This window comes from Micromonospora sp. HB375 (genome assembly GCF_017872985.1).
In the GTDB taxonomy this organism is placed as follows: Bacteria; Actinomycetota; Actinomycetes; order Mycobacteriales; family Micromonosporaceae; genus Micromonospora; species Micromonospora chalcea.
Map to the genome: position 1 here is coordinate 3,777,879 of NZ_JAGGJO010000001.1, position 13,678 is coordinate 3,791,556.

General features: G+C 72.6%; 14 protein-coding genes and 1 riboswitch. Of the genes, 11 read left to right on the plus strand and 3 right to left on the minus strand.

Annotation, left to right across the window (positions count from 1 at the left end):
• Positions 1–126 precede the first annotated feature (126 nt).
• Together J3R08_RS17355 and J3R08_RS17360 are read right to left on the minus strand one after the other, a co-directional pair.
• Complete coding sequence (locus J3R08_RS17355; RefSeq protein WP_043323797.1) at positions 127–576, minus strand: YbaB/EbfC family nucleoid-associated protein; 450 nt, start codon at positions 574–576, stop codon at positions 127–129.
• A gap of 183 nt (positions 577–759) precedes the next feature.
• Positions 760–1,404 carry a transglycosylase family protein gene (locus tag J3R08_RS17360; RefSeq protein ID WP_209962030.1) on the minus strand — a complete coding sequence of 215 codons (645 nt, stop codon included), beginning with the start codon at positions 1,402–1,404 and terminating at the stop codon, positions 760–762.
• Positions 1,403–1,548: riboswitch (cyclic di-AMP (ydaO/yuaA leader) on the minus strand. (Overlaps the previous gene by 2 nt.)
• 171 nt (positions 1,549–1,719) lie before the next feature.
• Here J3R08_RS17360 and J3R08_RS17365 point away from each other — a divergent pair.
• The 3 genes from J3R08_RS17365 to J3R08_RS17375 are packed head-to-tail and all read left to right on the plus strand — an operon-like array spanning position 1,720 to position 4,537.
• Positions 1,720–3,282, plus strand: a complete 1,563-nt coding sequence (locus J3R08_RS17365; protein ID WP_209962033.1) for an LLM class flavin-dependent oxidoreductase — start codon at positions 1,720–1,722, stop codon at positions 3,280–3,282.
• A gap of 46 nt (positions 3,283–3,328) precedes the next feature.
• On the plus strand, positions 3,329–3,805 hold the full coding sequence (locus tag J3R08_RS17370) for a helix-turn-helix domain-containing protein (protein WP_043323791.1): 477 nt from the start codon (positions 3,329–3,331) through the stop codon (positions 3,803–3,805).
• Between the two features lie 33 nt (positions 3,806–3,838).
• Positions 3,839–4,537: an SDR family oxidoreductase gene (locus J3R08_RS17375; RefSeq protein ID WP_064445843.1), complete on the plus strand. Its 699-nt coding sequence runs from the start codon at positions 3,839–3,841 to the stop codon at positions 4,535–4,537.
• Between the two features lie 561 nt (positions 4,538–5,098).
• Here the strand turns inward: J3R08_RS17375 and htpG are convergent.
• Positions 5,099–6,991, minus strand: a complete 1,893-nt coding sequence (gene htpG / locus J3R08_RS17380; protein ID WP_104114145.1) for a molecular chaperone HtpG — start codon at positions 6,989–6,991, stop codon at positions 5,099–5,101.
• 137 nt (positions 6,992–7,128) lie between these two features.
• Between htpG and J3R08_RS17385 the strand changes: the two genes are divergently transcribed.
• From J3R08_RS17385 to J3R08_RS17420, 8 genes are all read left to right on the plus strand, one after another.
• A complete protein-coding gene (locus tag J3R08_RS17385; protein WP_209962035.1) occupies positions 7,129–7,857 on the plus strand; it encodes a FadR/GntR family transcriptional regulator in 729 nt (242 codons plus the stop codon).
• Entirely contained in the window at positions 7,854–8,681 is an 828-nt protein-coding gene (locus J3R08_RS17390; RefSeq protein WP_043323784.1) for a sterol desaturase family protein, read from the plus strand. Before J3R08_RS17385 ends, J3R08_RS17390 begins: the two co-directional genes overlap by 4 nt.
• Before the next feature lie 11 nt (positions 8,682–8,692).
• A complete protein-coding gene (locus J3R08_RS17395; RefSeq protein WP_245254758.1) occupies positions 8,693–9,352 on the plus strand; it encodes a lysoplasmalogenase in 660 nt (219 codons plus the stop codon).
• Positions 9,325–9,816 carry an SsrA-binding protein SmpB gene (smpB, locus tag J3R08_RS17400; protein WP_166457646.1) on the plus strand — a complete coding sequence of 164 codons (492 nt, stop codon included), beginning with the start codon at positions 9,325–9,327 and terminating at the stop codon, positions 9,814–9,816. The genes J3R08_RS17395 and smpB overlap by 28 nt, the downstream gene beginning before the upstream one ends.
• A 109-nt stretch (positions 9,817–9,925) precedes the next feature.
• A complete protein-coding gene (locus tag J3R08_RS17405) occupies positions 9,926–10,363 on the plus strand; it encodes a VOC family protein (RefSeq protein WP_069088613.1) in 438 nt (145 codons plus the stop codon).
• Between the two features lie 59 nt (positions 10,364–10,422).
• Complete coding sequence (locus tag J3R08_RS17410) at positions 10,423–10,998, plus strand: helix-turn-helix domain-containing protein (protein ID WP_043323777.1); 576 nt, start codon at positions 10,423–10,425, stop codon at positions 10,996–10,998.
• Positions 10,995–12,275 carry an MFS transporter gene (locus J3R08_RS17415; protein ID WP_209962039.1) on the plus strand — a complete coding sequence of 427 codons (1,281 nt, stop codon included), beginning with the start codon at positions 10,995–10,997 and terminating at the stop codon, positions 12,273–12,275. The genes J3R08_RS17410 and J3R08_RS17415 overlap by 4 nt, the downstream gene beginning before the upstream one ends.
• A gap of 114 nt (positions 12,276–12,389) precedes the next feature.
• Positions 12,390–13,625, plus strand: a complete 1,236-nt coding sequence (locus J3R08_RS17420) for a ricin-type beta-trefoil lectin domain protein (RefSeq protein ID WP_209962040.1) — start codon at positions 12,390–12,392, stop codon at positions 13,623–13,625.
• Positions 13,626–13,678: the final 53 nt, after the last annotated feature.

The window sequence follows — 13,678 nt, forward strand, 5'->3', positions numbered from 1 at the left end:
TCCTCCCGGCGGCCGGCCGCCTCGTCGTGCCGGGCGGTGCCGCGTCGCGCCTGGCCGCCGCCGCGTGCCGGGGCGGCGCCGCGTGCCGGGGCGGCGCCGCGTCGTGCCGGGCCGTGTGCGGTCGGGTCAGGCCGGACGCCCGGCCTGGGACGCCGTGCCGCGGTCGCGGTGGATCCGCGCGGCCGCCTCGTGCATCGCGCGACCGAACAGCTCGGCCTGGTCACCCATGCTGCCGAGCCGGGCGGCGAGCGCGTCGGCGTCGGCCCGCGCCGACGCGCTGACCCGGGCGTCCAGCTCGGACAGCGCGGCGTTGGCGGCGGCGGTGACATGTCCGCACAGGACGTCGAGGGGCTCGCCGGCCAAGTCCGGGTCGATCGTCACGGAATCCAGCCGGCCACCCTGAACGGCGACCGCGCGGACCCGGCCGTCGGCTGCGGTGCCCTCGGCGCGCAGCAGGTCGCCCGGCTCGCCGTCGGCGTGCTCCGAGGCCCGGGAGCGCATCGCGGTGAGCGCCTGCTGCGTGCGGGTCAGCAGTTCGTCGATGCTCGCGGCCGCCGAGAACGGATCGTTGGTCATTTCCGCGCTTTCTTCACGTCTGAGCCGATCATCGTGACCCTAGCAACCGGCTCCGACGAATCGCGGTCAGCGGCCGTCACGGGTGGCGTCCGGTGCCGCGAGCAGGCCGGACACCGGCGGCGCGGCGTGTCGCGGACGGTCGGACGCCCGGCCGGAGCGAACCGGCCGGGCGTCCGGACCAGATCAGCGCAGACGCAGCCGCTGACCGGGGAAGATCAGGCCGGGGTCGTCGCCGACCACTGCCCGGTTGCGCTCGTGCAGGGCATGCCAGCCGCCGTCGACGCGCTGCGCCACGGCGATCTCCGACAGCGTGTCCCCGCGCCGGACGACGTACGTCCCGGACGACGGCTGCCGCGCCGCCGTCGTCACGGCCCGCTCCGGCGCGGCCTTGCGCGTGGCGGCCCGCTTCGGGGCGGACTTCTTCGAGGTGGCCTTCTTAGGGGCGGCCCGCTCGGACCGGGTCGCCGCGGCGTTCGCCGAGCCGCCCTTCTTGCCGCAGGTCGGCCACGCGCCGATGCCCTGGCCGCGCAGCACCTTCTCCGCGACGGCGATCTGCTCGGACCGGCTGGCCAGGTCGGCGCGGGCGGCGTACTTCTGGCCGCCGTAGCCGTTCCAGGTGGCGCGGGAGAACTGGAGCCCGCCGTAGTACCCGTTGCCGGTGTTGATCTTCCAGTTGCCGCCGGATTCGCAGCGCGCGACCGCGTCCCAGTTGACGCCCGCGCTGGCCGGAGCGGCCGGGCCGAACAGGGTCGCGACGCCGACGACGGCGCCGGTCACCACCGCACCGAGAGCGGTACGGCGACTTCGGGCCGAGTATGCAGTTGACATGTGGATTCCTCCACGCCGACGAGGTGAGCTGTCGGGTTCGGGCCGAGGAGCCCGGCCGCCGGTGGCGGCTTCACCCCGAGGTGACGATGCACCGTGGAACGTGTGGTTCCCCCGCTCCCGCACGAGGTTCGGTTACCGGGGCCGGCGGCGGGATTTGGCGTTTCCGGCCCGCGGTGCCCGCGAATGCGAACGAAACCGACGCTAAGGACGGTTTGCGGCGATCGTCCACTTCTTGTGACGGTGTTCACCCGGCCGGGCTACCACCTGTGGAGCTACCGTGGCAGGGCCGAGCAAGATCACGGGAGGGCGGAACGGATGACCGATCACGGACACGAGCTGACCTTCGGCGGCTTCATCACCCCCGCCGCCGGGCAGCCCGACCAGGTGGTGGCGCTGGCCACGCTCTGCGAACAGGTCGGGCTGGACCTGGTCACGTTCCAGGACCACCCGTACCAGCCGGGCTTCCTGGACACCTGGACGCTGATGTCCTACGTGGCCGCCGTCACCGAGCGCATCCGCCTGGCCGGCAACGTGCTCAACCTGCCGCTGCGCCAGCCGGTGGTGCTGGCCCGCAGCGTGGCCAGCCTGGACCTGCTCACCGGCGGCCGGGTCGAGATGGGACTCGGCGCGGGCGCGTTCTGGGACGCGATCGAGGCGACGGGCGGGCGGCGCCTGTCCCCCGGCGCGGCGGTCCAGGCCCTGGACGAGGCGATCCGGGTGATCCGCGAGGTCTGGGACACCGACCGGCGCGGCATGATCCGCGTCGACGGCGAGCACTACCGCGTGGTCGGCGCCAAGCGCGGTCCGGCACCCGCTCATCAGGTGGGCATCTGGGTCGGCGCGTACAAGCCGCGCATGCTGCGCCTGGTCGGCCGCGCCGCGGACGGCTGGCTGCCCTCCCTGTCCTACCTGCCCAAGGGCCCCGACGAGCTGCCCGCCCTGAACGCGCTCGTGGACGAGGGCGCCGAGGCCGCTGGGCGCGACCCGGCCGAGATCCGCCGCATGCTCAACGTGAACGGCACGTTCGCGCGCTCGTCGGCCGGCTTCCTGGCCGGGCCGCCGGCGCAGTGGGCGGAGGAGCTGGCCGGGCTCACGCTGGAGCACGGCATCACCACGTTCATCCTCGGCAGCGACGAGCCGCGCGCGATCCAGATCTTCGCCCAGGAGGTCGCGCCGGCGGTCCGCGAACTCGTCGCCGCCGAGCGCACCGCGCCCGGCAGCGGGGCCCGTGCGGTCGCCGACGACACGGCCGCCACCGGCGGCGCGGCCACACTGGCGGTCACCCCCACCCCCGACCCGGGGGTACGTCTGAGCGCGCGCCGCCCCTGGGACGAGTCGACCCGGCCGACCGCCCCGCCGCCTCCGGCCGGCCAGGTCTACCCACCCCGGGGGCAGGCCGCCGGGCAGCACCTGGTGGACGTGCACGACCACCTGCGCCAGGAGCTGGCCCAGGTGCGCGACCTGCTGGAACAGGTCAAGCGGGGCGCCGTCTCGCCGGGCCGGGCGCGTGCGGCGCTCAACGAGATGACCATGCGGCAGAACAACTGGACGCTCGGGGCGTACTGCGCGGCCTACTGCACCATGGTCACCCAGCACCACGGGCTGGAGGACGCCTCGATCTTCCCGCACCTGCGCCGCTCCGAGGCCGGGCTGGCGGCCGTGCTCGACCGCCTCGAGGAGGAACACGTGGTGATCCACGGGGTGGTGGAGAGCGTCGACCGGGCGCTCGTGGAACTGGTCCACCGGCCCGGCGACTTCACGCAGCTCCAGGAGGCGGTGGACCTGCTCACCGACACGCTGCTGTCGCACCTGTCGTACGAGGAGCACCAGATCGTCGAGCCGCTGGCCCGGCACGGCTTCTTCCCCGGCCAGCTGTGAGGTAGCTGACTTTTGATTTCCTAAGTCAGGGGGTACCGTCGACGCCATGACGGACCTCCTTGCCCAGCGTGACTCCTGGTCCACCGCCAACTGCTCGATCGCCCGGGCGCTGGAGGTGGTCGGCAACCGCACCACGCTGCTCCTGCTGCGCGAGGCGTCGTTCGGCACCCGCCGCTTCGACGACTTCGCGCGGCGGGTCGGCGTCAGCGAGCCCGTCGCCGCCGCACGCCTCAAGCAGCTCGTCGCCGACGGGCTGCTCGACCGGCGCCCCTACCGCGAGCCCGGGCAGCGCACCCGCGACGAGTACGTGCTCACCGCCAAGGGCAGCGACCTGATCCCGGTGCTGGTCGCGCTGCGGCAGTGGGGCGACACGTACGCCGCCGACGAGGCCGGCCCGGCCGTCCGGCTGACCCACGACGAGTGCGGCGCGGCCGTGCACGCCCGGCTGCGCTGCGACGCCGGACACGACGTACCGCCCGGCGAGCTGGCCGTCCTGCCCGGTCCGGGCCTGCTGTCCGCCTGACCCACCTTCCTTTCCCACCCCTCGGAGCGAGACATGAAGATCGCTGGAAGCACCGCCCTGGTCACCGGCGCCAACCGCGGCTTCGGCCGGCACCTGGCCGCCGAACTCGTCGCGCGCGGCGCCACCGTCTGGGCCGGCGCCCGCAACCCGGACACCGTCGACCTGCCCGGCGTCACCCCGGTACGCCTCGACATCACCGACCCCGCCTCGGTGGCCGCCGCCGCGGAGCGGGCCGGTGACGTGACGCTGCTCGTGAACAACGCCGGCGTGAGCACCGGCGCCGACCTGCTCGACGGTGACCTCGCGCAGATCCGGCTGGAGCTGGAGACGCACTACCTCGGCACGCTGTCGGTGGTACGCGCGTTCGCGCCCCGGATCGCGGCGAACGGCGGCGGCACGATCCTGAACGTGCTGTCGGCGCTGTCCTGGTTCACGATCCCCGGCGTCGGCGCGTACGGCGCGGCCAAGGCCGCCGAGTGGTCGATGACGAACGCGCTGCGCCTGGAACTAGCCGGCCGGGGCGTCCGGGTCGCCGGGCTGCACGTGGGCTACATGGACACCGAGATGGCCGCCGCCGTGCCCGGCCCGAAGGCGCACCCGGCCGACGTCGCCCGGCTCGCCGCCGACGGCATCGAGTCCGGCAGCTACGAGATCCTGGCCGACGACGTCGCCCGCCGGGTCCAGGCGGGACTGTCCGGTGGGGTGGCAGCGCTCTACCCCGCGCTCCCCTGAACAGACCCGTCTCGCCGAGGTGGCGGGGTCAGAACCCGTCCGATGCCGCCACTTCGGCGCAATGGTGTCGATCAAGCACAAGCCACGACAACCGCCCGGACACAGCCGATCAACAGCCTTCGACAAGAGCCCGACATCAGCCGACGCTCGCCAAGCGGCGCTCCGTCAGATCCACCCGCTCGACACCTGCGCATTGGGGCCGCCCCGCCGACGCGGGCCCGCAAGACCATCTCCGCCAGAGCCCTCACTCATCTAGAGCCCCGAGCGTCCCTCCAACTGGGATCGATCTTCCTCATTCCGGGACGCCCCAGGTGATCAACACCAGCTCGGCGAAGTGGCGGGGTCAGAGCCCGCCTGATACCACCACTTCGGCGAGCTGGAGTCGATCAAGCGGCAGCCAGCCGCCCGCACGAGCCCGGCGAAGGACTGACCCGACAACCACCCGGATCGACTTCCCGGCGCTTGATCGACACCAGCTCGCCGAGGTGGAGGCATCGGGGGCACCCAGGTACCGCCACCTCGGCGTAGTGGAGTCGATCAAGCGGGCCGGGTCGGGTCGGGCTACAGGCCGCGGGCCAGGCGGTCGGCCAGGATGCGGGTGAACCGGGCCGGGTCGGCCAGCTCGCCGCCCTCGGCCAGCAACGCCATGCCGTACAGCAGCTCGGCGGTCTCGGTCAGCGCGGCCGTGTCGCCGCCCTCACCGTGCGCCTTGCGCAGCCCGGTGACCAGCGGGTGGGCCGGGTTCAGCTCCAGGATCCGCTTGACCTGGGGCACTTCCTGGCCCATCGCCCGGTACATCTTCTCCAGCGTCGGCGTCATGTCGTGCGCGTCGCCCACCACGCAGGCCGGCGAGGTGGTCAGCCGGGTGGACAGGCGCACCTCCTTGACGCTGTCGGCGAGCGCGCCGCCGAGGAACGTGAGCAGGTCGGCGTACTCCTGCCGTTCGGCCTCGGCCTTCTCCTTCTCCTCCTCGGTCTCCAGGTCCACCTGGCCCTTGGCGACCGAGCGCAGCGTCTTGCCGTCGTACGCGCCGACGCGCTCGACCCACACCTCGTCCACCGGGTCGGTGAGGATCAGCACCTCGTAGCCCTTGGCGCGGAACGCCTCCAGGTGCGGCGAGTTCTCGATGGTGGCCCGGTTCTCGCCGGTGGCGTAGTAGATCTCGCTCTGCCCGTCCTTCATCCGCTCCACGTACGCCCGCAGCGTGGTGGGCTCGGCCGGGTCGTGGGTGCTGGCGGCGCGGACCAGTTCCAGCAGCGTCTCGGTGTTGTCCGGGTCCTCCAGCAGACCCTCCTTGACCACCGCGCCGAACTCGGTCCAGAAGGTGCGGTACGACTCGGCGGACATGTCCTTGAGCGTGGCGAGGACCTTCTTGACCAGCCGGCGGCGTACCGCGCGGATCTGCCGGTCCTGCTGGAGGATCTCCCGGGAGATGTTCAGCGACAGGTCGTGCGCGTCCACCACGCCCTTGACGAAGCGCAGGTAGTTGGGCATCAGCGCGTCGCAGTCGTCCATGATGAACACGCGCTTGACGTAGAGCTGCACGCCGCGGCGGCCCTGCGGGGAGAACAGGTCCAGCGGGGCGTGCGACGGCAGGAACAGCAGCGCCTCGTACTCGAAGGTGCCCTCGCCGCGCATGTGGATGGTTTCGAGGGGGTCGGCCCAGTCGTGCGCGACGTGCCGGTAGAACTCCTTGTACTCGGCCTCGTCGACCTCGTCCCGCGAGCGCGCCCAGAGCGCCTTCATCGAGTTGAGCGTCTGCTCCTCGCGGGTGGTGGCGCCGTCCTCGCCGGGCTTGTCGACCGTCATCCGGATCGGCCACGAGATGAAGTCGGAGTAGCGCTTGACGATCTCCCGGATCGTCCACTCGGCGGTGTAGTCGTGCAGGTTGTCCTCGGTGTCGACGGGCTTGAGGTGCAGCGTGACCGAGGTGCCCTGGGGTGCGTCCTCGACCTCCTCGATCGAGTACGTGCCCTCGCCGGTGGACTCCCAGCGGGTGCCGCCGGACTGTCCGGCGCGGCGGGTCAGCAGCGTCACCTTGTCGGCGACCATGAACGTGGCGTAGAAACCGACGCCGAACTGGCCGATCAGCTCCTGGGACGCTGCGGCGTCGGAGGACTCGCGCAGCTTGCGCAGCAGTTCGGCGGTGCCGGACTTGGCGATGGTGCCGATCAGGCGGACCACCTCGTCACGGGTCATGCCGATGCCGTTGTCCCGCACGGTGAGCGTACGGGCGTCCTTGTCGGCCTCGATCTCGATGTGCAGGTCGGAGGTGTCGGCCGGCAGGTCCTTGTCGACGAGCGACTCCAGCCGCAGCTTGTCCAGCGCGTCGGACGCGTTCGAGATCAGTTCGCGCAGGAAGACGTCCTTGTTCGAGTAGATCGAGTGCACCATCAGCTGCAACAGCTGACGGGCCTCGGCCTGGAACTCCAACGTCTCGACCCCGTCGCTCACACCGGCTCCTTCCCTCTGGCGGCTCCTACGGCGGAAAGGATACGAGGGGTGACCGCTGCGGCACGCACCGGCCGCCCCGGAAATCGACTGGTACAACCAGTTGACGGGTTGATGTGCACGGGGCCACACTGCTGCGCATGACCTTCGATCCCGCGCCCCGCGTCTCGGTCTCCGACCACGTCTTCGGCCGGCTGCGCGACGCGATCGTCTCCGGCCGGTACGCGCCGGACGAGACGCTGCCCGGCGAGCGCGAGCTGGCCGGCGCGTTCGCGGTCAACCGGCACGCGGTCCGGGAGGCGCTGCGCCGCCTGCAGCAGCTCGGCCTGGTCCGGGTCAGTCAGGGCGGCGCGACCCGGGTGCTGGACTGGCGGGTGCACGCCGGGCTGGACCTGGCGCTGTCACTGGCCCGCTCCGGTGACGTACTCCCGGTCGAGACGCTGGTGCGCGACATGCTGGAGATGCGGGGGTGCGTCGGGATCGACGCGGCCCGGCTGTGCGCCGAGCGCGGCGACGCGGCCGTCGTCGCCGCCGTGGTCCGGGCCGCCGAGGAGTACGGCGACCTGGCCCCCGACCTGGACCTGATGAACGAGGCGAACATCGCCATCTGGCGGCTGGTCGTACGCGGCAGCGGCAACACCGCCTACCAGCTCGCCTTCAACAGCCTGGTGGCCGGCACGTTCGCGGTCGGTGACGTCCCCCCGGACGCCCGCGCGGCCGAACTGCTCGACGTCGCCGGGCACCGCCGTCTCGCCACCTCGATCGCCTCCGGTCAGGGCGCGGCGGCCGCCCGGCACGCCCGGGAGCTGCTGACCGCGCCGGTCACCCCCACCCCCACCACCACCCCCGGAAGGGAAGCGCGCGCATGATCCCCGCCGTGCTGTACGCCGTCCCGGCGTTCCTGCTCCTGATCGTGATCGAGGCGGTCTCCTACCGCTTCCTGCCCGACGACGACGAGCGCGGCTACGAGCTGCGCGACACCACCACCAGCCTGTCCATGGGGCTGGGCAGCCAGATCATCGGCTTCCCGTGGAAGCTGCTCACCGTCGGCCTGTTCGCGGCGCTGTGGACCGTGGCGCCGGTGCAGTTGTCCCCCGGCGACTGGTGGACCTGGGTGATCCTGTTCTTCGCCGACGACCTGGCCTACTACTGGTTCCACCGCTCGCACCACGAGGTGCGCGTGCTCTGGGCCAGCCACGTGGTCCACCACTCCAGCGTCTACTACAACTTCTCGACCGCGTTGCGGCAGAGCTGGACGCCGATGACCTCGCTGCCGTTCTGGCTCGCGCTGGCCCTGCTCGGCATCCCGCCGTGGATGATCTTCCTGCAGCAGTCGGTCAGCCTGCTCTACCAGTTCTTCCTGCACACCGAACGGATCAGGGTGCTGCCCCGGCCGATCGAGTGGATCTTCAACACGCCGTCGCACCACCGGGTGCACCACGGCTCCAACACCGAGTACCTGGACCGCAACTACGGCGGCATCCTGATCATCTGGGACCGGCTGTTCGGCACGTTCGAGCCCGAGCGGGCCTCCGCGCGCTACGGCCTCACCAAGAACATCGGCACCTACAACCCGCTGCGGGTGGCCACCCACGAGTTCGCCGCGATCTGGTCCGACGTACGCCGGGCCGACTGCTGGCGGCACCGACTCGGCTACCTGTTCGGCCGCCCGGGCTGGCAGCCGGCCCGATGAGGCGCTCCTGGATGCTGCTCCTGTTCGGGCTGGTCGCCGCCGTCGAACTGGTCGGGGTCGCGCTCGACTCGACGGTGCTCCAGTGGCTGGCCAAGCCGCTGCTCGCGCCGGTGCTGCTGGCGTACCTCTGGGCGCGCCGCCGCCGGGTGGACGCGGTGGCGGTCGGCCTTGTCGCCGCCACCGCGGGCGACGTCGCCCTGCTCCTGGAGGGTGACACCGCGTTCCTGGCCGGCATGGGCTTCTTCCTGGTCACCCAGATCGCGTTCATCACCGCCTTCGTCCGGCACCGGCGCGCGCCGGTCGTGGCGTGGGCCGGCTACCTGCTCGCCTGGGCCGGGGCGAACGCGCTGCTGTGGGGCATGCTCGGGCCGCTGCGGCTGCCGGTGCTCGGCTACAGCCTGGCGCTGTGCCTGATGGCCGTCGCCGCGGCCGGGGTGTCCGCGCCTGTCGCCGCCGGCGGCGCGTTCTTCCTCGTCTCCGACCTGCTCATCGGCGTGGGCGCGGCCGGGATCGAGCTGCCCGGGCGGGGCCTGCTGGTGATGACCACCTACTGCGCGGCGCTGCTGCTGATCACCACCGGCTGGGTGGCCGCGACCCGCCCGGCGACCGGCCCGGAGTCGCCGCCCGCGGGTACCCTGCTCGCGTGGCCAGGGAGAACGGGCGCAAGCTGATCGCCTCGAACAAGAAGGCGCGGCACGACTACGACATCCTCAAGACGTACGAGGCGGGTATCGTGCTGGCCGGCACCGAGGTCAAGTCGCTGCGGGAGGGGCGGGTGTCGCTTGTCGACGCATTCGCCCAGGAGCGCGACGGCGAGATCATGCTGTACGGCCTGCACATCGCCGAGTACGGCTTCGGCACCTGGACCAACCACGCGCCCCGGCGCACCCGCAAGCTGCTGCTGCACCGGGTGGAGATCGCCCGCATCCTGGAGAAGCTGCGCGACGGCGGCGTCACGCTGGTGCCGCTGTCGATGTACTTCGCCGACGGCTGGGCCAAGGTGGAGCTGGGCCTGGCCCGGGGTCGCCGGTCGTACGACAAGCGTCAGGCGCTGGCCGAGCGGGACGCGAAGAAGGAGATCGCCCGCGAGATGGGTCGCCGGCTCAAGGGCCGCACTACCGGCCGCCGAACCTGATCCGTCCCGTGTTGAGGACAGTCGCTGTCCGCTGGCTCCGGCAGGCTGGACGGCGACCGATCACACGTGCCGCCGGTTCGCCGGCGGGACCGACGGAAGGTGAGCCGAGATGGCCCGCGACGTGCAAATCACCATCGACTGCGCCGACCCGGCGAAGCTGGCGGCGTTCTGGGCCGAGGTCCTCGGCTACCGGGTCCAGGGCCCGCCGGAGGGCTTCGACTCGTGGGAGCAGGCGCTGACCGCGATGGGCGTTCCGCCGGAGCGGCACAACGACGCCTCGGCAGTGGTCGACCCGGAGGGCGCCGGTCCGCGACTGTTCTTCCAGCGGGTGCCGGAGTCCAAGCGGGTCAAGAACCGGGTGCATCTGGACGTCCGGGCCGCGCCCGGCCTGACCGGCGAGGCCCGGATGGCGGCGCTGGAGGCGGCGGCCGACCTGCTCGTTCCGCTCGGCGCGACGCGCGTCGGGCGCTTCGAGCCCGCTCCCCCGCTGGAGGCGGGGCACGTGCTGATGACCGATCCGGAGGGCAACGAGTTCTGCCTCGACTGACCCCAGGAGATTCAACAAGACTCCTTGTACATTACTTCTTGTCGGTCTAGCCTGGCGGCATGACCGACGGAACCGGCAACCGGCGCCTCAGCGACCCGCGCGCCATGCGGGCGCTGGCCCACCCCACCCGGCTGCGGCTGCTCGGCGAGCTGCGCCTGCGCGGCCCGCAGACCGTCGGCATGCTGAGCGAGCGGACCGGCGAGGCGGTCGGGTCGGTCAGCTACCACGTCGGCAAGCTGGCCGAGCACGGCTTCGTGACCGAGGCCCCCGAACTCGCCCGGGACCGGCGCGAACGGTGGTGGCGGGCCGCGCACGCCACCACCGACTGGGATCCCCTCGAACTGCTCGACGACCCGGAACGCCGGCTCGCCGGCAACCTGCTGCGCCAGGCCGCCATGCAGCGCTACGTGGCCCGCTACCAGGCGTACCTGGAATCGGAGGCCGACCTCGACCCGGCCTGGGTCCGCGGCACCACGAGCAGCGACACGGTGCTGCACCTGACCCCCGACGAGCTGGTGGAGCTGCGGGACGAACTGTCCGAGCTGGGCCGGCGCTGGCGGGAACGCGGCGCCGCCGGCCGGCCCGGCGCGGAGATGGTCACGCTCATCTGGCAGGCGTACCGGGGGCCGCGGTGACCCGCGACCGCCGGCCGCTGGCCGGACTGCTGATCGGGCACGCCGTCTCGCTGACCGGCAACGTGCTCACGCTCATCGCGCTGCCGCTCTACGTGCTGGCCGAGACCGGCTCGCCGGGCGCCACCGGGCTGGCCGGCGCGTTCGCCACCGCGCCGGTGGTGCTCGGCGGCGCGTTCGGCGGCGTGCTCGTCGACCGGATCGGCTACCGGCGCTCCAGCGTGCTCGCCGACGTGGTCTCCGGCGTGACGATCGCCGCCGTACCCCTGTTGCACTCCACCGTCGGCCTGCCGTTCCCGGCGCTGCTGGCCCTGGTCTTCGTCAGCGGACTGCTCGACACGCCGGGGCAGACCGCGCGCACCGCGCTGCTGCCGGAGGCCGCGGCGGCGGCCGGGGTGCCGATCGAGCGGGCGGCCGGGTGGGAGGACGCGACCTCGCGCGGCGCCCGGATGATCGGCGCACCCCTGGCCGGCCTGCTGGTCGGCGTGTTCGGGGCGGTGCCGGTGCTGGCGCTGGACGCGGTGACGTTCGCCGTGTCGGCGCTCGTGGTGACACTGCTGGTGCCGCGTGGCCTGCGGCCGTCCGACGACGGGAGCGAGCCGGAGACCGGCGGCTACTGGCGGCAGTTCGCCGCCGGGCTGCGCTTCCTGGTCCGCGAGCCGCTGCTGCGCGCCATGGTCCTGCTGGTGCTGGTGACGAACCTGTTCGACGCGGCCAAGAGCCAGGTGCTGCTGCCGGTGGTCGCCGACCGGGAACTCGGCGGGCCGGCCGCGTTCGGCCTGCTGGTGGGCGTCATGGGTGGTGGGGCGCTGGTCGGCTCGCTGGTGTTCAGCGCGATCGGGCACCGCCTGCCCCGCCGGGCCACATTCGTCACCGCGTACGCGCTGTGCGGCGCCCCACCGCTGTGGGCGCTCGCCGCCGCACCGCCGCTGCCGGTGGTGGCCGCCGTGGTGGCGATGGCCGGGCTCGCCGCCGGCGCGCTCAACCCGCTGATGGGCGCGGTCCAGTTGGAGCGGGTGCCGCCCGCCATGCGGGCCCGGGTGTACGGCGTGATCGGCGCGGGCGCGTGGGCGGCCATGCCGGCCGGCGCGATCGGCGCGGGATTCGCCGCGGACCGGTTCGGCCCGACGTCCACGCTGGTCGTGATGGGCGCCTGCTACCTGCTGGTGGTGCTGACGCCGTTGCTGGGCGGCCCGTGGCGGGACATGCGCCGCCCCACTGTGGTGCGGCAGCGCGAGCCCGAGCCCGTCTCGGAGCGCAGCCGGGAAACGCTCTCTTGACATCGACCGACTTCGTTCATACCTTCATCGAAGTCTATTTGTATGGTTTGTTAACCGTTGGGCGGGGCCGGCCGCCGTGACGGTAACGGCCACCACCCCCGCAGGAGGCGCCCCGTGCGCACCATCCGTACCCTGGCCGCCCTGGCGGTGACAGCGGTCGGCCTCACCGCCGCCCTCACCGTCGTCCCCCACTCCCCCGCGATCGCCGCCCCCGGCGCGGTCACCTGGTCCGACGACTTCAACGGCCCCGCCGGCGCCGCGCCCGACGCGAGCAAGTGGCGCTACGACATCGGTGGCGGCGGCTGGGGCAACAACGAGCTGCAGTACTACACCAACAGCACCCGCAACGCCGCGCTCGACGGCAACGGCAACCTGGTCATCACCGCCCGCAAGGAGAACCCCGCCGGCTACAACTGCTGGTACGGAAGCTGCCAGTACACCTCGGCCCGGCTGCTCACCAACGGCACGTTCGCCCAGGCGTACGGGCGGTTCGAGGCGCGCATCAAGGTCCCACGTGGACAGGGGCTGTGGCCGGCGTTCTGGATGCTCGGCAACGACATCGGCACGAACCCGTGGCCCGGCAGCGGCGAGATCGACATCATGGAGAACGTCGGGTACGCGCCGTCGACCGTCTGGGGCACGCTGCACGGCCCCGGCTACTCCGGCGGCAGCGGCGTCGGCGCCTCCACCTCGCTGCCCGGCGGTCAGGCGCTCGCCGACGCCTTCCACACGTTCGCCGTGGACTGGGCGCCGGACTCGATCACCTGGTACCTCGACGGCGTGGCGTACTCGCGCAAGACGCCCGCCGACATCGGCGGCAACCGGTGGGTCTTCGACCACCCGTTCTTCATGATCATGAACGTGGCGGTCGGCGGCAACTGGCCCGGCTCGCCGGACGGCAGCACGACGTTCCCGCAGACCATGACCATCGACTACGTCCGGGTCCAGGCCTGGGACAACGGCGGCGGGGGCACCGGCGGCCAGATCACCGGGTACGGCAACAAGTGCGTCGACGTGGCCAGCGCCGGCACCGCGAACGGCACCCCGGTGCAGCTCTGGACGTGCAACGGCACCGCCGCCCAGCGCTGGAACTGGAACACCGACGGCTCGGTACGCGCGCTCGGCAAGTGCCTCGACGTGGCCGCCGGGTCCACGGCGAGCGGCGCCAAGGTGCAGCTCTACGACTGCAACGGCACCGGCGCGCAGAAGTGGGTGTTCAGCGCGGCCGGCGACATCGTGAACCCCCAGGCCAACAAGTGCCTGGACGCCACCGGTCCCAGCTCGGCCGACGGCACCCGGCTGCAGATCTGGGACTGCACCGGCGCCGCCAACCAGAAGTGGCGCCGCTGACCGGCGTCCCGGCCCGGGGCGGGCGGCGCATCCGCCCGCCCCGCCCGCACCCG